The sequence below is a fragment of the Bradyrhizobium sp. UFLA05-108 genome, assembly GCF_059803455.1.
Window position 1 is genome coordinate 79160 of sequence record NZ_JBANAZ010000005.1, and the last position, 22466, is coordinate 101625.

The window sequence follows — 22466 nt, forward strand, 5'->3', positions numbered from 1 at the left end:
TTTCTTGAGCATGATCTTGTCGGAAAACCGGTCCCCACTTTGCGCAAACGCGGCCCTCCGGATACGGATCATGCTCTAACGCAGGCCGTCTTCGCCCTTGATCTCCGCAACCGTCAACCCGCCAACCCGCGGCAGCGGGCGGCCGCTGTCGGTGACAGCCACCGCGACCATGATCTCGTTGGCGCGCGGCGCGTCGTTGATCTGCACTTCCATGCCGTCGAAATGACTGCGCACGAAGGCCGCGTCCTTGTGGCCTAATGGAATGTCGAGCGTCGTGCCCGGACCGCTGCGCTTCTTCGACGACGGAATCAGTGCCGCGCCCTTGCTCAGGACCTTACGCACTGGCGCGCCCATCTTCGGATGCAGGATCGCGGCAGCATGCTCCAGCTCGCCGTTCTCGCCGACGGCGGCGGCCTTGCCGTAACTCTGCACCTTCGAGCCTTCGATCCCGAGCGCCGCCACCGCGCGCCTTGACAAGAGATCGCCGAGCTCCTCGCCGATCGCGATCAGCGGTGAAAGATCTTCGACGTATTTCCCGGCGAACGGATTCTCAATGACTGCGATCGCCGCGGCGCGCCGGGTCGGCGGCGAGACGGACCGTCCCATCTCCATCTGCGTCTCTTCGACGACGGTGACGATCTTGCGGATGATCGCGCTCATGTCAGCTTCCTTGGCTCGCTTCCCTGATCAGGCATGGACCGCGTTCTCCAATAAAGACGGGCGCGATCGTCGCCGCTCAATATCCTTGGTCCCGATGACAAGCATATCACCACATAGCCTGAGCACGGCACCCTCGATCAGTCCACGATCGAACAATTGCCGTGCACATTCTGCGCCAGATTCGAGAGCCTCGCGAATTTCTATCTGCGACAATGCGCCGACGTCGCGACTGACGAGACGCGCGCCGAGGTCGCTGTCGGGCTGGATCTCGTTCGCCGGACGGCGCTTGACCGCCGGATGCCCGGGCAGATCGACGGCATTGGCGATGACGGTTGCTGCCGCATCGGCTTGAGAGGCCGTCGCTGTCAGCACCGTCACCGCGTCGGCAATACCGAGCGAGAAACTGCGCCCATGGCGCCCGCTGGTCGCCACGCCACGGATCGGATCGTCCGCCCCAATCGTGATCGCCTGCATCACGCCGGCGCGGTCGGGGCGGTCCATCAGGCCGATGGCAAAATGCTCGCCTTCGCCGAGATGCAGCGCGATGTCGCCACCATTGTTGACATAGGCTTGGTCGAGCTGCGCCGCGCCAAGCATAGCACCGAGAACTTCTTCCGCCACACTGCCAGCGACTGCGGCCATCGGCGTGATGAAGCAATCGCCTGCGTAGGGAGCAACGGCGGCGTACATGCGCCGCGCGACGACACCTTTCAGGACGCATTGCACCGGCTGCGCCGCTTTGCGTAATTCCGTCAGCTCGGCACAGAGCTCGTCGAGCAGCCCGGTGAAGCGCCGTGCTGCCGCCTCGTAGGCCGCGCGAACCTGATGCTCGGCTCCCCTCGCCTCCACGATCAGATCAATCGGACCATCCTGCAAATGCAGCCGCCGGCCATCAGACAGCAACGCAATTTGCGGAAGCCTCCTCATGCGCGCCGTCCCGGGATCGGGTTCTGCCACGGCACCTGGCGAATATCATCACTCTCCCGGACCTCGGACAGCGGTCGCACATGATCCATGTGGCCCCCGAGCGCGGCATAGTCGGACAGCCTCATCGTGAACTCGATCGGCGCGACAAGAGCCGGCGTCGGCACATAGCCGAACGCACCGGCCGGCATCTGCGTCACATCGACCATGTAGGTGATGCCGCCGCCGGGCCAGACATAAACCGGCGCACCGCCGCTGGTGACGCGCGTCAGAGCATCCTTCACCGAGCGTGTCAGACGCACCGGATTATCGGTAACGCCGGCGCGCAAGGAACCCCCGGCGCCCGCCATGAACAGTACGGTGCACAAGGCCGGCTCACAATTTTCCTGGATGCGCTCGACCGAGAATCGCAGGTCCGCCGGCATCTCGGTCTCGACCGGCTTCAAGGCACCGTCGAGCACATAGTAGGACGCGTGCTCGCCGGTGGTGGAGACCATCAGCATGGTCAGGCCGGGTTTCGCTTCCTTGGCGTCGAAAGGACCGAGGATCGACAGCGGATCGGAGATGTTGGTGCCGCCCCAGCCCGTGCCGGGATCGGCGACCTGGAAATAGCGACCTGGCGTCGAGCGCCGCCCCTTCATCTTGATGCCGGTGTCGGCAATATCGAGCAGCTTGCCGGCCTGATGCTCGCTGAGCACCCCGGTGATGTGATCGTCGACCACGACGACCTCGTCGACCTTGCCGTGCCACTGCTTTGCGAACATGCCGATCGTCGCCGAGCCGCAGCCGACGCGCATGCGCTCTTCCTTCACGCCGTTGACGATCGGCGGCTCTCCCGCCTGCACCACCACCGTCGCGCCACCGTCAATCGTGAACTCAACCGGCTTGCAGTTGGAGAGATCCATCAGCGTGTCGCAGGTGACGCGGCCTTCCTTCTTGGAGCCGCCGGTCAGATGATGCACGCCGCCGAGCGACAGCATCTGCGAGCCGTATTCGCTGGTCGTGACGTGGCCGACCGCCTCGCCCTGCACGCGCACCACCGCGCTTTCCGGGCCGAGGTAGCGGTCGGTGTCGATTTTCACCTTGACGCCGCAATACGAGAAGATGCCTTCGGTCACGACGGTGACCATGTCGACGCCATCGACTTCCGATGAGACGATGAACGGCGCCGGCTTGTAGTCGGGATAGGTCGTGCCCGCACCGATCGCAGTGACGAAGGTCGAGGGTTCATGGACGATCTTGCCGTCCCAATCCTCTGACCGGCTAAACGGCACCAGCTTGCCGCCGTGCGACACCGTGCGCTCGAGGATGATATGTGGATCGACGCGGACGAGCTTGCCGTCGTGGTTGGCGTAGCGGTCGCAGGCACCCGCCGCGCCCGGCTTGATGTAGCACATCACCGGACAGGCATCGCAGCGGATCTTGTCGGAAGCCGCGCTCGTCGCTTCAGTCACCATGTCAAAGCCAACTGATCCAGGGCTTATCATTCGTATACGAACGATGTTGCGCGCGATGCCGGAAGCTGTCAAGCGGCGCCACCGGCAAAACCATGCGGCTGCCGAATAAAACCTCATCTGCCTGCCTGCCCTGTCCACAAAGCGGGCAACCGCGCTGCACTGCGGCATGCGGCGCTTGCACGTTTGTGTACAAACGGTATCGTCGGGCTTCGCAGTTTGACATGCGCGCGCCGCACCGGGACCAGAGATGACGCAGACACTGATCCGCCTCACCGTGAACGGCCGGATCCATAATGTCGCCGCCGCGCCGGAGACGCCGCTCCTGTATGTGCTGCGCAACGACCTCGCGCTCAACGGTCCCAAATATGGTTGCGGCCTCGGCGAATGCGGCACCTGCACTGTCCTGATCGACGACGCCGCGGCGCGTTCCTGCGTCATTCCGATCGGCGGCTGTGTGGGGCGCGACATCGTGACGCTTGAAGGGCTCGGCACGCGCGACAATCCCGACGCCGTGCAGCAGGCCTTCATCGACGAGCAGGCCGCGCAATGCGGCTACTGCCTCAACGGCATGATCATGACCACCAAGGCGCTGCTTGCGATCAATCCACAACCCACCGCGCAGGAGGCGATGGCCGCGCTGCGCTACAATCTCTGCCGCTGCGGCACGCATGTCGAAATCCTCCGCGCCGTGATGCGCGCATCAGGTCAGCTTGCCGAGGCCGGTGATTGATGGCCTCCCCCGTTTCGAATGAAACTGAGCGGCGCTCCGGATCGCTGGTCGTCGCCCGCGCGCTCGCCGACGGCACGTCCGAGACCTTTGTCCGGATCACCGCCGATGGTTCGGTCAGCGCCTATAACGGCCATGTCGATCTCGGCACCGGCATCCGCACAGCGCTCGGCCAGATCGTTGCCGAAGAGCTCGACGTGTCGTTTGCGCGCGTCGTCGTGGTGCTCGGCGATACCGCTGTCGTGCCGAACCAGGGCGCGACGATTGCCAGCGAAACCATTCAGATCACCGCCGTTCCCCTGCGCAAGGCCGCCGCGCAAGCGCGACATTTTCTGATCGCGCGCGCCGCCGAACGGCTGGAGCTTTCGGCTGGGGATCTCAGCATTGAGGACGGGCTGGTTCGCGGCCACAACCGCAGCATCAGCTTTGGAGAGCTGATCGGCGATGAGGTGATCCGTCTCGAGCTTGCCGATGATGTCGCCGTGAAACCCGTCGGCGACTACGCTATCGTCGGCCAGTCCGTGCCGCGCGTCGACCTGCCGGCGAAGGCGACCGGCGAGATGACCTTCGTGCACGACGTCCGTGTGCCCGGCATGTTGCACGGCCGCGTGGTGCGGCCGCCCTATGCCGGCGTCGATGCCGGGCCGTTCGTCGGAACCAGCCTGATCGCGGTGGACGAGTCCTCGGTGCGCGATATTCCCGGCCTCGTCGGCGTCGTGCGCCTCGGCGACTTCGTCGGCGTCGTCGCCGAGCGCGAGGAGAATGCGATTCTGGCCGCAAATCGGCTGAAGGTGAGCTGGAAGCCGACACCCGCGCTACCCGATCTCGCCGACCTCGAGACCGCCCTGCGCGCCAACCCGTCGACGCCGCGCACGCTGATCGACAAGGGCGACGTGAACGCGGCCATCGCCGCTGCCGCCAAGCCAATGCGGCGGACTTACGTCTGGCCCTACCAGATGCACGCGTCGATCGGGCCTTCCTGCGCCGTTGCCGATTTTCAGGAGGGGCGCATCCGGGTCTGGTCCGGAACGCAAAACCCGCACATCCTGCGCACCGACCTTGCCTTGCTGATCGAGCGGCCCGAGACCGAGATCGAGGTGATCCGGCTGGAGGCCGCCGGATGCTACGGCCGCAACTGCGCCGATGACGTCACGGCGGACGCACTGCTGCTCTCGCGCGCAGTCGGTCGGCCCGTGCGCGTGCAGTTGACGCGGGAACAGGAACACGCCTGGGAGCCCAAGGGCACCGCGCAGCTCGTCGACGTCAATGGCGGGTTGGACGCCGACGGCGGCGTCGCCGGTTACGATCTCGCCACGCGCTATCCTTCGAACGCCGCGCCGACGCTTGCGCTGCTTCTCACAGGCCGGATATCGCCCGAGCCCGACGTGCTGCAGATGGGCGACCGCACCGCGATCCCGCCCTACGACTACGAACACATGCGTGTCGTCGCGCACGACATGCCCCCAATCGTGCGCGCCTCCTGGTTGCGCGGCGTCTCGGCGCTGCCGAACAGCTTTGCGCATGAATCCTATATTGACGAGCTCGCGACCGAAGCCGGTATCGATCCGATCGAATATCGCCTGCGCTACCTGAAGGACCAGCGCGCGGTCGATCTCGTCAATGCGGTCGCCGAGCGCGCGGGCTGGACACCACGACCGGTGCGCCAGGACAAGGGCGGCGATGTCGTGCATGGGCGCGGCTTTGCTTATGCGCTCTACGTGCACAGCAAGTTCCCCGGCTACGGCGCGGCGTGGTCGGCCTGGATCGCCGATGTCGCGGTCAACAAGACGACCGGCGATGTCAGCGTCACCCGCGTCGTCGCCGGCCAGGATTCCGGATTGATGATCAATCCGGACGGCGTGCGCCACCAGATCCAGGGCAACGTGATCCAGTCGACCAGCCGCGCGCTGATGGAGGAGGTCTCCTTCGAGCGCGGCGCGGTGGCGGTGCGCGAATGGGGCGCCTACCCGATCATCCCCTTCCCCGACGTGCCCAAGATCGACGTGCTAATGTTGCCGCGTCAGGACCAGCCGCCACTCGGCGTCGGCGAATCCGCCTCGGTGCCGAGTGCGGCAGCGATCGCCAATGCGATCTTCGATGCCACAGGCGTGCGCTTCCGCGAGCCGCCATTCACGCCGGAGCGCATCCTCAAAGGCTTGCGTGGCGACACGTCGCCTGAGCCTCAGGCGTTACCTGCGCCGGCAGCCGCCCCGACCGGCTCCTGGACAAACCCGTTCGCGAAGCGCACCGGCATCTTCGCGAGCGTGGCCGCGCTCTGCACGGCCGCCATCGGTATCGGCGCCGCCATGCTACCGGGCCGCGCCATCGCGCCGATCGCGCGGCCCGATGCATCCGTCTATTCGGCTGCGACGATCGCGCGCGGCGCAGAGCTCGCCGCGCTCGGCAATTGCGCGGAGTGTCACACGACCGCGGGCGGCGCGCTGAACGCCGGCGGGCGCGCGCTGGAAACGCGGTTTGGCACCATCTACAGCACCAACATCACGCCGGACGCCGCGACCGGTATCGGCGCCTGGTCCTACCCGGCCTTCGAGCGCGCGATGCGCGAGGGACTGCATCGCGACGGCCGACAGCTCTATCCCGCATTCCCCTACACGCATTTTGCGAAGACAAGCGACGCAGACATGCAGGCGCTGTACGCGCACCTGATGGCGCAGCCCGCGGTGCGGGCGACCACACCGAACAACGCGCTCTCTTTCCCGTTCAATCTTCGGCCGTTGCTGGCTGGCTGGAATGCGTTGTTCCATCGAACCACCACGCTCAAGCCCGACCCGATCAAGTCCGAGCAGTGGAATCGCGGCGCCTATCTCGTCGAAGGCCTCGGCCATTGCAGCGCCTGCCATTCGCCGCGCAATGCGCTCGGTGCCGAGCAGCAGAGCGCCTATCTCGCCGGCGGCTTTGCCGAGGGCTGGGAGGCGCCGGCGCTGACGTCGCTCTCGCTGGCACCGATTCCCTGGAGCGAGGACGAGCTTTACGCCTATTTGCGCACCGGCCATTCGCGTTTCCACGGCGTGGCGGCCGGGCCGATGGCGCCCATCGTGCGGGATCTCGCCGCCCTGCCCGATCAGGACATCCGCGCAATGGCGATCTATCTCGGCTCGTTCAACGACACCGCGATCGACCGGCAGGCGCAGGACGCGCTTGCCGCCAAGCTCGAGAACGCGACGCAAGTCACCGTCGCCGCCTCGACCGGCGCGCGGCTCTATCAGGGCGCGTGCGCCGTCTGCCACGAGGTCGGCGGTCTGCCGCTGTTCGGCAGCCGGCCGTCACTGTCGCTCAACAGCAATCTCCACAGCGCGAAACCGGACAATCTCGTGCAGGTGATCCTGCACGGCATCATCGAGCCAGCGTCCAGCGACCTCGGCTATATGCCCGCGTTCAAGCACAGCATGAGCGACGCGCAGGTCGAGGAGCTCGTTGCGTTCCTGCGCAAGCAATTTGCGCCGGACAAGCCGGCGTGGACTGGCATCCGCGAGACGATTACGCGCGTGAAGGCCTCTGCGAACTAGCCGTGCTTCTTCGTCTCCACCGGCGGCGTGCCGTGGGTGTGGAAGGACTCGATCGTCTTCAGTCCCCAGGCCTGACCTTTCTTGCGCTCCTCTTCCGTCCACACGATCGGCTTCCAGTCGGGTGCGAGGATTAGCCGTGCGCCGGCGTTGGCGACTTCGACGCGGTTGCCGCCGGGTTCGTAGACGTAGAGAAAGAAGGTCTGCTGGATCGCATGCTTGTGCGGGCCGGTCTCGATGTAGACGCCGTTCTCCAGGAAGATGTCGGCAGCGCGAAGGATCTCCTCGCGGCTGTCGAGCGCGTAGGTGACATGGTGGAAGCGGCCGGGCACGCCGGAATGGTCGAGCGAATAGGCGAAATCGTAGCTCTTGTTCGACATCGTCAGCCACATCGCGGCTTCCCGGCCGTCGTTGAGCACGATCTGCTCGGTGAGGCGGCAGCCGAGATAGTTCTCGAAGAACTCGCGGTTGGCCTTGATATCGGCCGCGAGGCAGTTGAGATGGTCGAGGCGGCGCACGTTGGCACCGCGCGCGGGAAAACGCTGCGCCTGGTTCTTCAGAGCGGGCTTCAGCTCGGGCGGAGCCTGATACCACTCGGTCTCGTAGTAGAGCTCGACGATATGGCCGTCAGGATCGCGGCAGCGGAAGGTCGGCCCCTGCCCCATGTCGCCGTCGATCCAGCCGATGTCGAAGCCGGACCCCTTGAGCGCTGCGACGCGCCGCTCCAGCGCCTGCTGACTGCGTGCGCGCAGCGCCATGTGGCCCATGCCCGAGGTTTTCGACGCCGTGAGTTTTAGCGAATAGCGCTCATAGTCATCCCAACCGCGCAAGTAAACGGACTCACCCTTCTGCCCGCTGACCGTCATGCCCATGACGTCGACGAAGAATTTCAGACTCTCGTCCGGCTTCGGCGTCAACAGCTCCATGTGGCCGAGATGGGCGAGATCGAGGATCGGTTCTGGCTGCATCATTTCCTCCATGGCATGACGGGTGATCGGCTTCACGGATCCCGGAATTTCGACGCGCGCTCGCGGGCGCAACGGCGGACCCTGTATGCGCCCAGGCCGGCCCTGGATCATTTGTACTAATGTACAAATGATTAGGTCTCGTCAACAAATAGAAATCCCCTCGTCCCGCACCGGGCTGCGCCGGTCCGCGTCGCTTTCGGATCCCGACCACGCCGGGTGGTTTTCCGAATGGTAAATTTCTCCTTACGCGCCGACGGCCGGCCGGCCCAGAAAACGGCATTGTCCTACCGATTTTCGCGGCAAGTAGGCACTTCGAACAAATCTCCCAACCGAATTGTCACAGATTTAACAAAGCGGCGGCGCCTCGCATTTAACCGTTTGTGCAGTGACCGCCGCGCATAGTTGGAACAAATCCTCGTTGTTGCCAGGTTCATCATCGTGACATCTTTTGGACGCGTGATTTCGGTACGCGGATCGCTTGCGCGGGTCGGGCTTTTGGCGGAAAGCCGGATGCCGATCTCGGAAGTGCGTGCCACTGTCGGCCGCTTCGTCAGCATCCGCTGCGCCAGCTCGGTCATCGTGGCCATGATCACCGAGGTTTCCTGCGAGAACCTCTCGACCGGGGACACTTACATTGCCATCGCCTCCGTCGACCTGCTCGGCGAGATCCTCAATGCCAGCGACAAGGCCAAGTTCCAGCGCGGCGTCACCAACTATCCGACCATCGGCGATGCGGTCGACCTGATCACCAGCCAGGAGCTGCGCACGATCTATGCGCCGACGGGCGCGGACCAGATCAATGTCGGTTTCCTGCAACAGGACCGTTCCGTCGTCGCTTATGTCGACGTCGAGGAAATGCTTTCCAAGCATTTTGCGGTGCTCGGCTCGACCGGCGTCGGCAAATCGACCGGCGTGTCGCTGCTGCTCAACGAAATCCTGAAAGCGCGCCCGAACCTGCGCGTCTTCCTGCTCGACGTCCACAACGAATATGGTCGCTGCTTCGGCGACCGTTCCCTGGTGCTCAACCCGCGGAACCTGAAGCTGCCGTTCTGGCTGTTCAATTTCGAGGAAATCGTCGACGTGCTGTTCGGCGGCCGGCCTGGCGTGCCCGAAGAGCTCGACATCCTCGCCGAAGTCATCCCGATCGCCAAGGGTGTCTACACGCAGTATCAGAACTCCGACCGCCTCGGCCTCAAGCGCATCGATCCCAAGCAGGTCGGCTTCACCGTCGACACGCCGGTGCCCTACCGGCTGGTCGATCTGATCTCGCTGATCGACGAGCGCATGGGCAAGCTCGAAAACCGCTCCTCGCGCATCATCTATCACAAGCTGATCTCGCGCATCGAGGCGGTGCGCAACGATCCGCGCTACGCCTTCATGTTCGACAATGCCAATGTCGGCGGTGACACCATGGCGGAGGTGATCAGCCACCTATTCCGTCTGCCGGCCAACGGCAAGCCGATGACGGTGATGCAGCTTGCCGGCTTTCCAGTCGAGGTGATCGACTCCGTCGTCTCGGTGCTCTGCCGCATGGCCTTCGATTTCGGCCTGTGGAGCGACGGCGTCTCGCCGCTGCTGTTCGTCTGCGAAGAGGCGCACCGCTATGCGTCCGCCGATCGCAACGTCGGTTTCGGGCCGACCCGCAAGGCGGTGTCGCGCATCGCCAAGGAAGGCCGCAAATACGGCGTCTATCTCGGTCTCATCACCCAACGTCCAGCCGAACTCGACGCCACCATCATCTCTCAGTGCAACACGCTGTTCACGATGCGCCTGGCCAACGACCGCGACCAGGCGCTGCTCCGCGCCGCGGTGTCGGATGCGGCCGCGAACCTGCTCTCTTTCGTGCCTTCGCTCGGCACCCGTGAGGTCCTGGCGTTCGGCGAAGGCGTGGCACTGCCGACGCGACTGCGCTTCAAGGAGGTGCCGCCGCATCAATTGCCGCGCGGCGAAGCGACCATCAGCAGCGTTCCCTCGGTCACGGCCGGACACGACATGCATTTCGTCAGCGCTGTGCTCGAGCGCTGGCGCGGGGCCACCTCTCAGCGCGACGTGCCTAACGATCCCGTGTTCTCGGCGCCGCCTGCGAAGACGCTCTCCAGCATCGACGCCCCGATGCTCCAGCCGTCGATGGGGCTCGACCCCGACCGCTTCTCCCTGCTGAAGAAGCCGCTGCGGTAAGCTGGACTCCGCAACCCGTCTCGGCCGAACTTGCCGGATGCCGGCACGGCGCTGCGTCTTTTCGTGGCGACGATATGCGTTTCACGGTGTCGCAGGGAGAACTGCCAGCCGAAGCACGTCCGTGACATCGGATACGGCTTCCAATATGTCGACACGGGACCAAATCTCCTCGGCAGCGTTTTGTCCAATGACGGGCGTCGCATTGTCCATGAACTTGCTCCGGATGACCTCCTCGGAGGCCGGCCGTTCGACACTGCCGAGCGCGAATTCAATGAGGGGCGACGCATATGACTTCCCCTCGCTCGTGACCGTGACGCGGCCAGCCGGCCGGCGCCGCTCGCCGCTCATCAAGTCATTGATCGCCGGATCGACTTCCGCGCGAACTCGCCCGGCCAGTTCAAGCAGATCGGTTCGCTCCAAGGTCTCGCGGGCATACCAGTTGGAAGCGGGATGAATCCCAAGAAGCAGAGCCGCGAAGGCGTAAGGGAAGCTGAACTGCGCATCCACCATCGTCGCCGGTGCAGGATCCATGAAATCCCGACAAAGACCAATCGATGTATGAATGACAACATGGTCGATATCGCTGGGGCCGAGCGAGTTGTCCCTGATCAGTTGCTCCAAGGCTTCCATGGCGGTGTGCATCCACCGGCACACCGGATAGGTCTTGAAGGTACTGCCGAGGATAGCCCATTCGTGGGCCAGGCCGGCCGTGAGCGCCTCCTCCTCGAAGCAATCAGAGCCCAGCATCCGCCATAGCCCGGTCGGGCCGTCCAGCACGCTTTTCGATCCGACGATGCCGCATCCATGCATTTGCACGGCACGGACGCCCGCCTCCGCCGCGGGCGCATTGAAGTCCTTGAGCGAAATCAGCGGGCGCTCAGCGAAGTTGTACTTCCGCAGACTCGGCACATTGGAAAGCGTGGCGGCGAGCCCCACGGCGTTGTTCATTTCGTCAGCGTCAAGCTGCGAGAGCTTGCCGAATGCGATGCAGGCGGACACCGTCTGGTGCTGGCAGACGCCGTAGACTTCGCGAAAGCGCTCGATCGTCGGCTGAATTGAACGGATGAGCCGATTGTTGATCTCGTAAGCGGCGACGACCGCCGTGAGAAACTCGCTGCCGCTGACACGGTTCACGAACGATCCGCTCGTGGCGGCGGCAATGATCGTGGCGCCGGGGTGCCCCATGCCCTTTCCGGCAATTTCATAGCCGTCATCGTAATCAAGAGCATTCATGCATGCTGAGTTGCCAAAGGCGGCAGCGGCCGGGCCCAATTGCATACCCGCCCCGAAGACAGGTACGCTCCCGTGGGCGTGTTCCAGCCGGAGGTATTGCAGGAGCTGTCGCGCAAGCGACGTTCCCGCGCCCGCGAGGCCGCAGCCGAGGGTGTCGAGGACATGAAGTTTGGCCTTCTTGCGAACCTCGGCGGGTATGTCTTCGATCCGAAGCTGCGCCGCAAACCGGCAAACCTGCGCTGTCAGAGTTGACGCCGCCTCGTTCATTTCGAGGCGCCGTAGAATCGTTCCTCGTAGGCACGTGCGAGGGCAAGCGTCACGGGACCCGGCAGCCCATCGCCGATCCGACGTCCATCCACCGAACGCACCGGCGTCACGCCGCCGAACGTGCCGGTCACGAACGCCTCATCAGCCCCGTAGACCTCTGCCAGGGTGAAGTCCAGCTCACGACACTCGAGACCGAGGCCGGCACAGCTCTCGATGATCTTGGCCCTCGTGATTCCCTTGAAGCAAAAGCGTCCCGTGGATGTTTCGACCCGGCCATCGCGGACAATGAAGAAGTTGGTGGAGTTGCAGCTCGACACGAAGCCCGACGGATCCAGCATCAGCGCCTCGTGGGCACCGCAGCTGATGGCCTGAAGCAGGGCCTGAATCAGATTCAGGCGGCTGTGCGAGTTCAGCCGCAGGTCGAAGACATCCGGACTGCTGCATCGGAAAGTGGAGGTTGCGATCTTCATTCCGGAAGCCTTGATTTCCGGATCCGGCAGCTTGTACTCGGCCGTGATCGCGACGGTCGCCTTGCCGAGAGCGTTCCTCGGGTCCTGGTGGACGGTTCTCTTTTCCCCACGCGTGACCATCAGGCGGAGATGCGCTCCATCCTCCATTCCATTGGCGGATACAGTCTCCTCCAGAGCGGCTCGCATCTGGGCGACGGTCATGCCGATGTCGATCGCGATCGTCTGGGCCCCCTGGTAGAGCCGCTTCAGATGCTCGTCCACCAGGACGAGGTTGCCGCGACTGAGGCGAATGCCTTCCCAGACACCGTCTCCCAGGCCAAAGCCGGCATCGAAAATCGAGACCAAGGCCTCTGATCTGGGAACCAGCCTGCCGTTGAGCCAGATCAACACGTGCGCGTTGCGTGGGTCTTCCACTGGCGTCTGAGCGCCCTTGCTCTCGATCATCGGACCATGCCTAGAAGCTGAATTCGGTGAAGCGGTTGAGGAAGGCTTTGGTGCGTTCTTTCTGGGGTGTCTTGAGCACCTGCTCGGGCGCCCCTTCCTCGTGGATGCGCCCCTCATGAAGGAAGAGTACGCGCGTCGCGAAATGATAGGCAAAGCCAAGCTCGTGCGTGACGAGCAGCATCGTGCGGCCTTCCTTGGAGAGACCAAGGATGACTTGCAGCACCTCGCCGACCAACTCCGGATCGAGCGAAGACGTGGGTTCGTCAAAAAGCAGTATCTCGGGATCCATCGCGAGCGCTCGCGCGATGGCGACGCGCTGCTGCTGCCCACCCGAGAGCCGAGCCGGAAACTGGTCGGCCTTTTCGGCAAGCCCCACCCTGGCGAGGTAGTGGCGCGCTCTGGCGGCCGCCTCCGATTTGGATTTACCGAGCACCGAGAGGGGCCCCTCCATCACGTTTTCAAGCGCGGATTTGTGCGGGAACAGGTTGAACTGCTGGAAGATCATTCCGATCCGGGTGCGCAGCCGACACAGTTCGGCTTCGCTATAGCGGATTGCGCCTGATCCGTTCTTGCCGGTCGCTTGTCCGATTGCCTTGCCGTCGAGCCAGATGCGGCCATCAGAAGGCGTCTCCATGAAATTGATACAGCGGAGGAAGGTGCTCTTACCGGACCCGCTCGAGCCAAGAATGGCGATGCGTTCGCCGGGCTTCACCGCCAGGTCGATGCCGCGCAGCACGTGATTATCACCGAAGCTCTTGTTGAGGTTCTCGACCCGCAGAATGTCGTTGTCCATAGGATCAGGCTCCCCTGGCATTCAGCCGGCGCTCGAGCAGGTATGCTGCAAGCGTGCCGGGATAGATCAGGACGAAGTAGATGATCGCCACGACCGTAAAAGTTTCGAGCGGCAGGAATGTCTGCGTGCTCAGGGACCGGGCCTGATACATCAGCTCATTGACCGTGATGACGGAGGCGATCGAGGTCATCTTGGCGAGCTCGACACCACGGTTTGTGAATGCGGGAATCATCCGCCGCAGCGCCTGCGGGAGAATGATCCGCTGCATGACTTTCCAATACGGCATGCCGAGGGCACGTCCCGCTTCCCATTGTCCTCGGAAAATCGATTGCAGGCCGCCACGATAGATCTCTGCACAATAGGCGGACGTGTTCAGGCAGAGTCCCAGGCTTGCGGCGACGAACGGTGTGGTCTGGAGGCCCGTCAGCACCGGAAACGCGTAGTAGAACCATACCAGTTGGACCAGGACGGGCGTGTTCCGGAACACCTCGATGTAGAGCGAGGCCGGCCAATTGATCCATTTGCGCTGAGAGCTTCTGGCGATTCCGAGGAATAGTCCGACGATCAGTGAGAACGTGAAGGCTATTGCCCAGAGTGCGAAGGTCAGGCCGATGCCGCGCAACAGCAGGTCGGTGTTGGCGAAGATTTCGGCGAACTGGAATTCGTAGCTCATGTCAGTCGCCGTTTCCGTGCAGGCGGGCTTCGACCCGACGCATGACGAGGCTTGCGGCCAGGAGAACGGTAAAGAAGATGGCCGCCACCGCCGTATAGGTTTCTAGCGGCCGGAAACTCTGGGAGGCGACCGTCATCGCCCGGTAGAGCAGCTCTCCGTAAGCGACCGTCGCTGCAAGCGCCGTCGTCTTGACCAACTCGAAGGACCGCTCCATCAGAGGCGGCACCATCCTGCGCATGGCCTGGGGCAGGATGATCCGCCACATGAGCTGAGTGTAGTTCATGCCAAGGGCGCGCGCAGCTTCCCACTGGCCCTTTTCGATTGAAACGATGCCGCCCCGGAAAACCTCGGCGAAAAACGCACCTGATTGGACTGACAGCGCCAGCAGGGCTGCCGAAAAGGGGCTGAGGCTTACGCCGGTGACGATGGGCAAGCCGTAAAAATACCAGAAGAAATGAACGAGCGGAGGTGTGTTCCTGTAGAACTCGATGATCGCCGTGGCCGCAAGCGACAGCGCCCGGGACTTCGCCAGGCGCATGAGTCCGAGAACGAGGCCGATCGCCATGCCGAGAACAATGGCGCATGCTGACAGCCAGAGAGTATTCAGCAGGCCACCGAGAAGGAAGCCTGCGTTGTTCCAGACGGGGCTGAAGTCCCAGGTATATCGCACGACAGCTACTTCCGCACTTGCGGCCAGCGGGAAAACGCAGTGTTACGACAGGACTATCATTTCCATAGTTCGCGAACGATCGCGGGAGCTTTCGAAACGTCGATGCTCCGGAACTTCAGGTAGTCCTCGTAGATCCGCTGGGTCTCACCGGTCGCATAGTAGTAGGCGAGCGACAGCCCGAGCCAGTCGCGCCAGGTCTTGTCGGTATCGCGACGAACACCCGCGCTCGTGCTCGAGGCGCGAATGGGCTCAGGCAGGACGACTGTGCCCTTCTTGACGCGCGCCTGAAGCATCACAAGCGCGGGATGAAAGAGCGAAATCGCATCGACGCGACCGGCCTGGAAGGCAGCCGCAGTTTCATCGCCCGACGGGAAGCGCTCGATCTGCGCGTTGGGAAGTCTCGTCGTGATATCACGATCGGGCGAGGTGCCGAGGACGACGCCTATCCTGACCTCCGGCTTGTTGAATTCGGCCCATGACTTCGCCGTGAGGCCGTCGCGGACCAACAGGCCCTGCGCATACCAGAACATCGGCTCGACCGGGAAGTCGATGGCCAGTGCCCGTTGTGGCGTGGCGTCGAGCACGAACATGACGTCGAATTGCCCTGCTTGAAGGCCGGCAACCGCGTTTCCCCATGTAGTCTCGACCGGAACGGGCTTCACGCCGAGATCGCGCGCAAGAGCGACGCCAACGCCCCAGCCGATCCCGTACCATTCATTCGACCGCGCATCCTTGTAGAACCACGGTTCGCCTTGCGCGACGCCTATCTTGAGTTCTCCGCTGTCGCGAATGCGCTGAAGAGTGTTGGTCGACGACTGCGCCTGCGCGCCCGTGCCTGATGCGGCGACGGTGACTGCCGCGACGCCCACGGCGCCCAGGCTCAAAAGGTTGCGGCGGGATGTAGAAGGCTGGGTATGCGCTTTCCCTCTTCTGGATCGATTGAATTGCGGATTTTGGGGAGGCCCTTGCCAGGCGCCGGCATCCCTCCGAGAGGCATGACCGTGGGCTCGTAGAATTCGGTGTGTAATACGATTTCACCCGATAATACCAGAAGAACTTCTTCTTCCTCGTGTGTGATGAGCTTGCCGAAATCTCTGACTTCGCTAGCCTTGATCATCGCCTTCAGCGGAATCATTTTTTCCCCGATGAGATCGGTGCAGAGCATCTGATAGTCGTAATTCTTCGTTCTGAGGACTTTCCTTGCCCGTCGGGGATAGTCCGGACGTTGAGCACGGCACCCGCCTCGACTATGGTTGCGACCCCAATCCGGAAAACCATGCCGATGACCAAACCCTCCGAAAATCGTTTCCCCACTCCGGCCCTCGACGCGCTGCCGGAGGACATCCGCACGCGCCTCCTTGCCGTGCAGGAGAAAAGCGGCTTCGTGCCGAACGTGTTCCTGACGCTGGCCTACCGGCCCGACGAGTTTCGCGCCTTCTTCGCCTATCACGACGCGCTGATGGAGAAAGACTCCGACCTCACCAAGGCCGAGCGCGAGATGATCGTGGTTGCAACCTCGGCGGCCAACCAGTGCCAGTATTGCGTGATCGCGCACGGCGCGATCCTGCGCATCCGCGCCAAGAATCCGCTCATCGCCGACCAGGTCGCGGTGAACTACCACAAGGCCGACATCACGCCGCGGCAGAAAGCGATGCTCGATTTCGCAATGAAGGTCTCGGCCGACGCACAGCGGATTTCGGAGGAGGATTTCGCCGCGCTTGGCCCCCACGGTTTCAGCGACGACGACATCTGGGACATCGCTGCGATCGCAGCGTTTTTCGCGATGTCGAACCGGCTCGCGAACTTCACGGGCATGCGACCGAACGACGAGTTTTACCTGATGGGGCGCCTGCCGAAACAATGATCGCGCCGCTCGACTGGCCCGAGATCATGCTGCGGCTTGGCACCGCCACGCTCGCAGGCTGCGCCATCGGCTTGAACCGCGATCTGCAGGGCAAGCCGATCGGGTTGAAGACGCTCGGCATCGTCGGTCTGTCGACTGCGACTGTCGTGTTGCTCGCGGTCCAGTTCGCCGAGCCCGGGAAGATCTCAGACGCGACCAGTCGCGTCATCCAGGGCATCCTCACCGGCATCGGCTTTCTCGGCGCCGGCGTCATCGTCCACGAAAGTGAGCATTTTCGCGTGCGCGGCCTCACCAGCGCCGCCTGCACTTTCCTCGCGGCCTGCCTCGGGATTGCCTGCGGCGCCGGAGAGTGGCTGATCATCGGCACGGCGTTCGCCCTGGCCTTCCTGATCCTCACGGTGGGCAACCGCACCGAGCGCTGGCTGCACCGCGCGCTCGGCGGCGAGAAGGAGCCGCATGATGTCGAGACAACGGCGAGACGAGACACGCGGGAGCGCTAGTCCCTGCGCATCACTCTACCAATCAAACATTTGCAGCACGCCCATGCAAGCAACCGGTGTTCTGGACTCAATCGAGCTCGCTCGCAGACGTCATCGTTTTTTGGACCTGCAATTTATGCACTATGTCACGTCTGGTCGTGCCAGGCTCGCAACGGAGATCGTGGGCAGCGGCACTCCCATCATCTTTCTTCATGCCAACGTGTGCGACCGGCGCATGTGGCGCGACCAGTTAATTGGGCTAGGCGCCACGCATAAGGCGATTGGCTATGACCGGCGCGGGTTCGGCGAAACTCACGCCGAGCTGGAGGACTTCTCCGCCCTCGCAGACCTCGTGGCAGTGCTGGATGCTACCGCAGACGGCAAGCGCGCAGTCCTCGTCGGTTGCTCCCTCGGGGGACGCATCGCGCTTGATGCCTCCCTCCGGCACCCATCGCGTGTTGGCGCCCTCGTTCTGATCGCGCCCAATGTCGCAGGCGCACCTGATCCGATCTATCCTCCCGAAATCGATGAGCTGACGACGCAATCAAAGGGGATTGAGGCATCAGGCGATCTGGACCGGTTGAACGCGATGAAGGCGCGTCTCTTGTTGGACGGACCATTGGCCCCGGAAGGCCGCGTAGCGGGCCCCGCTCGCGACCTGTTCCTTGACATGAACGGCATCGCGCTCCGCGCCTCGCCATTCGGATCGGACATCGACATTCAACCCTTCTTCCATCGCCTCAATGACGTCGCCGTGCCGACCCTTGTGATTTGGGGCGATCTCGACTTTCCCCATGTTCAGGAACGCTGTCGTCACGTGGCAGCGACGGTACCCGGCGCGGAAGGTCGTCAGATGCCGGGTGTCGCACATCTGCCCAGCCTCGAGCGCCCGGCGGAAATCACAGCCCTCATTGCCGAATTTGCCGCCCGATGTATGGGGGCCGCCGCGTAGATGCGCGCGTCTCGCGCGACGGAGTCAGTGCTTCGCCATCAACTCGTTCGCTGGGGCAAAGCGTTCGGCGAACGTCGCTGCCTTGGCTTCGCGAGCTACGGCAAGCGAAGCCGAGATGAAACTATGAAACCCTACTGCGGCGACCGCGAGCAAGGCGGCGGCGAAGACCAGACGGCGCATTCCTTCCTCCTTCTTGGGCTCGATCCCCGAAGCATGGAACGGCTTTGTTTCAGGATCTTTTCGTGCGGCAGGAAAACGATTTCGCTCAAGAGACCGTGATGAGGTCCTGCAAGGAACGCTCCGGCAAACAACGGAATACTTTGGTTTAGCCCGCTCATCCCTTCTTATGCCCTCCGCATCGGCTCGTACAATTGAGCGACGGCGACAGTTTCTTATGCTCCAGACTAGTCCAAAACGACGCATGCACCGCGCGAACTCCACTCTCGGATAGCGCGACCAACAATAGTCACCGTCGTTTTACGTTGGGCGCGAGTCGTGTTGGGAATTTTGCGCTCGGGATCACGATCGTGAATGGCAAGGCTGCCGCTGACAAGCAGCCTTTGCCGGAATGCAAAGTTGTCGAGGAACACTCAAATGAACGTCTTCGTTCAGAAGCTTAATGGCCTGTGGCACCTGATCGTCGGGTCGTGCCAGATCCGCACCCCTTTCCTGGAGACGCAGGATCGGGAGCTGGTCGTGACATACGCCCGGCGCGTCTATCCGGGCGCCAAGGTCTTCCAGCGCGACTGACGTGAGCGTCGCGCCCTAGTCATCCCCCGCCGGTCCGCACCAGCCGGGCAGATAGATCGCGTCCTTGATCTTTGCGGCAGCCATCGCCTTCTCCAGCGCCTTGTCGAAATTGGCATCGACCGCCTTGCGTGACAGCTTGCGGCGCAAATAGTCGGCCCACAGGAATTCGGAGAACGGCGTAGTATCCTTGGCGAAGCCACCCATGCGGCGGAGTTCGCCAGCGAGGCTGCGGAACGGATCGTCCTTGAGATCGGCGACCGATTTCGGCAGGTCCTTGAAATGCCGCCGCTCGCCCTTGGCATCGTAAGGGTAGACCCAGCGCTTGTTGTCCATCACGCCCCAGAAGGCCTCGCGCTCGACCATCCTGAGGTCGCCGACGACGGTGACCAGCACGTCCTTGACGCCCTCGTCATGTAGCGCGCGGGCAAGGTGATGATGGTCGATGACGTAGTAGCGCTGGTCCGGCCCGTAGACCACTGGGATCATGTGCCTGCCCAGCGCGTCCGCCTGCTTCTCCTTGTCCTGCTCGCGCCAGCGCTTGCGCTTCTCCTTGACCTCGCGCATGCCGACCGTCATCTGCGTCGGCCTCAGCGACAGGATCTGCACCGGGTGCACTCTTGGCTCGCGCGTGTTGGTCATGATGAAAGACCCTCAAAGGTTGCTGGAAACGTCCTGGACGTCCGTACGATTATGCCATGACGGCCGGGACGGCAAATTAGGTTCCAAGAGACACAGGAAACGGCCTCGGAGAAATAATTCCGAAATCGCCAATGCACCTCAGCGTTGTGAAGATTTTCTGCAACGCTTCGCAGCCCTGTGCTATCTAAATTTCGCTGCTTTGAAAGCTGATCCGCGACTGATCCTTTGGCATGAAAACCCAGCGGCCCATAACCTCGGACGGCGAGCACCGGGTGCTCCAGTTCAGGCCGCGCAGCCAGCTTCAGGCCGCGCCCCGGCCGGGGAACGGTACCGTTCAGCCGTTGCGCGCCCAGCCCGCGCCGGAACCGCTCGACCTCTCGCGTTATGAGCAGCCCCGCGACGAGCCGGACGACTTTCGCCACCGCATGCTCGCCAACATCGCAGCCCTCGCCTTCACCATCGCGCTGACCGCGATCGGGATCTGGCTCGCGGTCAGCATTGCCGACCTGCGCCGGACCCAGGATTGCGTGCTGATGGGCCGGCGCGACTGCGTGAAGATCACGACGCCGCATATCTAGGCAGCCGGCCCCGAGAGGCCCGGTTCGCGGGGCTTCGACCGGCATCCCCAGCCCTGTTCTTAGGCCCCGCCCGGCTCCATTGAACTCAGAGCTGCCCTCCGATATACGGGCACTCGACCCGGCCAGAGGGCGTTTGAGGGCATCACTCGGGGCGCGATGCCCGCCCACCGTGCCTCTCTGGAAAATCTGAAAAATAGCTACAATATATCAAAGGCTTAGTGATGTCCTCTACATTCGATCAGGTCGCCACGATCATCGCTGAAACCTGCGACATCCCGCGCGACACGATCACGCCGGATAGCCACGCCATCGACGATCTGGGCATCGACAGCCTCGATTTCCTGGACATCGCGTTCGCGATCGACAAGCAGTTCGGCATCAAGCTGCCGCTGGAGAAGTGGACCCAGGAGGTCAACGACGGCAAGGCGACCACCGAGCAGTATTTCGTGCTGAAGAACCTGTGCGCGCGCATCGACGAGCTGGTGGCGGCCAAGGGCGCGAGCACCTGATCGCGCGACCATGCAACTCGAATACTTCCACATGATCGATCGCATCGTCGACCTCAACGTCGACGAGAAGCGGATCGTCGTCGAGGCGCTCGTTCCGAAGGAAAGCACCATCTTCGAGGGACACTTTCCGGGCTATCCCCTGATGCCCGGCGTGCTCCTGATCGAATCGATGGCGCAGGCCTCGGGCTGGCTGCAGCTCGGCGTGTTGAAGTTCGAGCGCATGCCGATCCTCGCCGCCGTCAAGGAGGCCAAGGTCCGCGGCTCGGTCTTCCCCGGCGATCTCATGAGCATCGAGGCAACCCTTGCCCATGAGGGCTCGGGCTATGCCATGACCGAGGCCAAGATCAGGGTCGGCGGCAAGCTGCGCGCGAATTCGACGCTCACCTTCACGCAGATTCCCTTCCCCAATGCGGATATGCGCAGCTACATGGACGCGTTCGCCAAGCGCATCGGCTTTCCGCAACAGGCCGTATCGCCATGACTGACACCCCTGCTACGAAGCCCGGCCAGACGGAAGTCTGGATCACCGGTATTGGGCTCGCCACTTCGCTCGGCGAAGGGCTGGACGCCAACTGGGTCGCGCTCGGCGAGCGGCGTATCAACGTGGACGAGAAGGGATTTGCCCCTTTCATCGTGCATCCCCTGATGCCGGTCAGTTTCGACAGTCAGATCCCGAAGAAGGGCGACCAGCGCCAGATGGAAGCCTGGCAGCGCATCGGCACCTATGCCGCGGGCCTGGCGCTCGACTCCGCCGGGATCAAAGGCAACAAGGACATTCTGTCCAAGATCGACATGGTGGTCGCGGCCGGCGGCGGCGAGCGCGATCTCAACGTCGATACCGGCGTGCTCACGGCCGAGGCCAAGGGCGCCAATGCGCCAGGCTTCCTCAACGAGCGGCTGATGAGCGATCTGCGGCCGACGCTGTTTTTGGCCCAGCTCTCCAACCTGCTCGCCGGCAACATCGCCATCGTGCACGGTCTCGGCGGCACCTCGCGCACGTTCATGGGCGAAGAGGTGGCAGGCGCGGATGCCACGCGCATCGCGCTGGCACGGATCGCCTCGGGCGAGAGCGACATTGCGCTGGTCGGCGGCTCGCATAATGGCGAGCGCAAGGACCTGATGGTCCTCTACGAGTTCGGCGACTTCAACCTGAAGGACAAGTTCGCTCCGGTCTGGGCGCGCAAGGACCACGCCGGCTTCGCGCTCGGCTCGGCCGGAGCGTTCCTGGTGCTGGAATCGAAGGCCCATGCGGAAGCGCGCGGCGCAAAACCGTTCGCGAAGCTGACGAGCGTGGTGGCTGATCTGGCCAGGCGCAAGCAGCCGGGCGAGTTGACCGCGACGCTTCAGAAGCTGTGGTCGAAGCTGCCCAGGCGCGAGGGCAAGGGCGCGATCATCACGGGGGCAACCGGCGCGGAGCCGGCGACCGCCGAGGAGCGCACCTTCCTCGAGAGCCATGCGGATTTCCCGGTTCGCGCCACCGGTACCATGTTCGGCCACACCATGGAGACGCAGTTCCCGCTCGGAATTGCGCTCGCCGCACTGTCGCTCTCGCGCGGAGCCCTGTTCCCGCCGAACGATTCGACCGGTCTCGAGATTGAAATGCAGTCGGCTCCGACCCAGATTGTGGTGGTGGGAGCCGGACACTGGCGCGGCGAAGGCATGGCGCTGGTGGAAGCGGTCAGCTAACACGCGTTCGGCTGGTTGTTT

24 protein-coding genes are annotated in these 22466 nt (G+C 63.3%); 11 read left to right on the top strand and 13 right to left on the bottom strand.

Features of this window, described 5'->3' with window-relative positions; all coding sequences use genetic code 11:
• Nucleotides 1-75: 75 nt before the first annotated feature.
• From SO140_RS05400 to SO140_RS05410, 3 genes are read right to left on the bottom strand one after another with little or no spacing between them, the layout of a single operon-like run.
• The gene (locus SO140_RS05400) at nt 76-660 is read right to left on the bottom strand and encodes an amino acid synthesis family protein (RefSeq protein ID WP_449378832.1); all 585 of its coding nucleotides are present in this window, start codon (nt 658-660) and stop codon (nt 76-78) included.
• Nucleotides 661-687: 27 nt separating this feature from the next.
• The gene (locus SO140_RS05405; protein ID WP_449378833.1) at nt 688-1587 is read right to left on the bottom strand and encodes a UPF0280 family protein; all 900 of its coding nucleotides are present in this window, start codon (nt 1585-1587) and stop codon (nt 688-690) included.
• Complete coding sequence (locus SO140_RS05410; RefSeq protein ID WP_449378834.1) at nt 1584-3041, bottom strand: 6-hydroxynicotinate reductase; 1458 nt, start codon at nt 3039-3041, stop codon at nt 1584-1586. Before SO140_RS05410 ends, SO140_RS05405 begins: the two co-directional genes overlap by 4 nt.
• Before the next feature lie 247 nt (nt 3042-3288).
• Here SO140_RS05410 and SO140_RS05415 point away from each other — a divergent pair, with 247 nt between their 5' ends.
• Together SO140_RS05415 and SO140_RS05420 are read left to right on the top strand one after the other, a co-directional pair.
• Entirely contained in the window at nt 3289-3771 is a 483-nt protein-coding gene (locus SO140_RS05415) for a (2Fe-2S)-binding protein (protein ID WP_449378835.1), read from the top strand.
• Complete coding sequence (locus SO140_RS05420) at nt 3771-7295, top strand: molybdopterin cofactor-binding domain-containing protein (protein ID WP_449378836.1); 3525 nt, start codon at nt 3771-3773, stop codon at nt 7293-7295. The genes SO140_RS05415 and SO140_RS05420 overlap by 1 nt, the downstream gene beginning before the upstream one ends.
• Here the strand turns inward: SO140_RS05420 and SO140_RS05425 are convergent.
• A complete protein-coding gene (locus tag SO140_RS05425) occupies nt 7292-8260 on the bottom strand; it encodes a catechol 2,3-dioxygenase (RefSeq protein ID WP_449378837.1) in 969 nt (322 codons plus the stop codon). The genes SO140_RS05420 and SO140_RS05425 overlap by 4 nt on opposite strands.
• A gap of 438 nt (nt 8261-8698) precedes the next feature.
• Between SO140_RS05425 and SO140_RS05430 the strand changes: the two genes are divergently transcribed.
• Nucleotides 8699-10438 carry an ATP-binding protein gene (locus tag SO140_RS05430; RefSeq protein ID WP_449378838.1) on the top strand — a complete coding sequence of 580 codons (1740 nt, stop codon included), beginning with the start codon at nt 8699-8701 and terminating at the stop codon, nt 10436-10438.
• 81 nt (nt 10439-10519) lie between these two features.
• Here SO140_RS05430 and SO140_RS05435 read toward each other — a convergent pair whose 3' ends face one another.
• The 7 genes from SO140_RS05435 to SO140_RS05465 are packed head-to-tail and all read right to left on the bottom strand — an operon-like array spanning nt 10520 to nt 16153.
• Nucleotides 10520-11938, bottom strand: coding sequence for an MmgE/PrpD family protein (locus tag SO140_RS05435; protein ID WP_449378839.1), 1419 nt, complete (start codon nt 11936-11938; stop codon nt 10520-10522).
• A complete protein-coding gene (locus SO140_RS05440; protein ID WP_449378840.1) occupies nt 11935-12852 on the bottom strand; it encodes an aminotransferase class IV in 918 nt (305 codons plus the stop codon). The genes SO140_RS05435 and SO140_RS05440 overlap by 4 nt, the downstream gene beginning before the upstream one ends.
• Nucleotides 12853-12862: 10 nt before the next feature.
• A complete protein-coding gene (locus tag SO140_RS05445) occupies nt 12863-13645 on the bottom strand; it encodes an amino acid ABC transporter ATP-binding protein (protein WP_449378841.1) in 783 nt (260 codons plus the stop codon).
• A 4-nt stretch (nt 13646-13649) separates the two neighbouring features.
• Nucleotides 13650-14318, bottom strand: coding sequence for an amino acid ABC transporter permease (locus SO140_RS05450; RefSeq protein WP_449378842.1), 669 nt, complete (start codon nt 14316-14318; stop codon nt 13650-13652).
• A gap of 1 nt (nt 14319) precedes the next feature.
• Nucleotides 14320-14988 (bottom strand): amino acid ABC transporter permease, encoded by a 669-nt coding sequence (locus tag SO140_RS05455; RefSeq protein ID WP_449378843.1) that lies wholly within the window; start codon nt 14986-14988, stop codon nt 14320-14322.
• A 56-nt stretch (nt 14989-15044) separates the two neighbouring features.
• On the bottom strand, nt 15045-15857 hold the full coding sequence (locus SO140_RS05460; protein ID WP_498542382.1) for a transporter substrate-binding domain-containing protein: 813 nt from the start codon (nt 15855-15857) through the stop codon (nt 15045-15047).
• 11 nt (nt 15858-15868) lie between these two features.
• Nucleotides 15869-16153 (bottom strand): hypothetical protein, encoded by a 285-nt coding sequence (locus tag SO140_RS05465; protein ID WP_498542383.1) that lies wholly within the window; start codon nt 16151-16153, stop codon nt 15869-15871.
• A 117-nt stretch (nt 16154-16270) separates the two neighbouring features.
• On the opposite strand from SO140_RS05465, the gene SO140_RS05470 reads away from it, so the two are divergent.
• From SO140_RS05470 to SO140_RS05480, 3 genes are read left to right on the top strand one after another with little or no spacing between them, the layout of a single operon-like run.
• Complete coding sequence (locus tag SO140_RS05470; RefSeq protein ID WP_449378845.1) at nt 16271-16852, top strand: peroxidase-related enzyme; 582 nt, start codon at nt 16271-16273, stop codon at nt 16850-16852.
• Nucleotides 16852-17352, top strand: coding sequence for an MgtC/SapB family protein (locus SO140_RS05475; protein WP_449378902.1), 501 nt, complete (start codon nt 16852-16854; stop codon nt 17350-17352). The genes SO140_RS05470 and SO140_RS05475 overlap by 1 nt, the downstream gene beginning before the upstream one ends.
• 43 nt (nt 17353-17395) lie before the next feature.
• Entirely contained in the window at nt 17396-18283 is an 888-nt protein-coding gene (locus SO140_RS05480) for an alpha/beta fold hydrolase (protein ID WP_449378846.1), read from the top strand.
• Between the two features lie 24 nt (nt 18284-18307).
• On the opposite strand, the gene SO140_RS05485 is transcribed toward SO140_RS05480, so the two are convergent.
• Nucleotides 18308-18463 carry a hypothetical protein gene (locus SO140_RS05485; RefSeq protein ID WP_449378847.1) on the bottom strand — a complete coding sequence of 52 codons (156 nt, stop codon included), beginning with the start codon at nt 18461-18463 and terminating at the stop codon, nt 18308-18310.
• Nucleotides 18464-18877: 414 nt separating this feature from the next.
• Between SO140_RS05485 and SO140_RS05490 the strand changes: the two genes are divergently transcribed.
• A complete protein-coding gene (locus tag SO140_RS05490) occupies nt 18878-19033 on the top strand; it encodes a hypothetical protein (RefSeq protein WP_449378848.1) in 156 nt (51 codons plus the stop codon).
• Nucleotides 19034-19048: 15 nt separating this feature from the next.
• Here SO140_RS05490 and SO140_RS05495 read toward each other — a convergent pair whose 3' ends face one another.
• Nucleotides 19049-19672 (bottom strand): ParB-like protein, encoded by a 624-nt coding sequence (locus SO140_RS05495; RefSeq protein ID WP_449378849.1) that lies wholly within the window; start codon nt 19670-19672, stop codon nt 19049-19051.
• Between the two features lie 230 nt (nt 19673-19902).
• Here SO140_RS05495 and SO140_RS05500 point away from each other — a divergent pair, with 230 nt between their 5' ends.
• From SO140_RS05500 to SO140_RS05515, 4 genes are all read left to right on the top strand, one after another.
• Nucleotides 19903-20250: a hypothetical protein gene (locus SO140_RS05500; protein ID WP_449378850.1), complete on the top strand. Its 348-nt coding sequence runs from the start codon at nt 19903-19905 to the stop codon at nt 20248-20250.
• 221 nt (nt 20251-20471) lie between these two features.
• Nucleotides 20472-20759, top strand: a complete 288-nt coding sequence (locus SO140_RS05505; RefSeq protein ID WP_254094404.1) for an acyl carrier protein — start codon at nt 20472-20474, stop codon at nt 20757-20759.
• A gap of 10 nt (nt 20760-20769) precedes the next feature.
• Nucleotides 20770-21240, top strand: coding sequence for a 3-hydroxyacyl-ACP dehydratase FabZ family protein (locus tag SO140_RS05510; protein WP_027523670.1), 471 nt, complete (start codon nt 20770-20772; stop codon nt 21238-21240).
• Nucleotides 21237-22445 carry a beta-ketoacyl-ACP synthase gene (locus SO140_RS05515; RefSeq protein ID WP_449378851.1) on the top strand — a complete coding sequence of 403 codons (1209 nt, stop codon included), beginning with the start codon at nt 21237-21239 and terminating at the stop codon, nt 22443-22445. Before SO140_RS05510 ends, SO140_RS05515 begins: the two co-directional genes overlap by 4 nt.
• Nucleotides 22446-22466 lie beyond the last annotated feature (21 nt).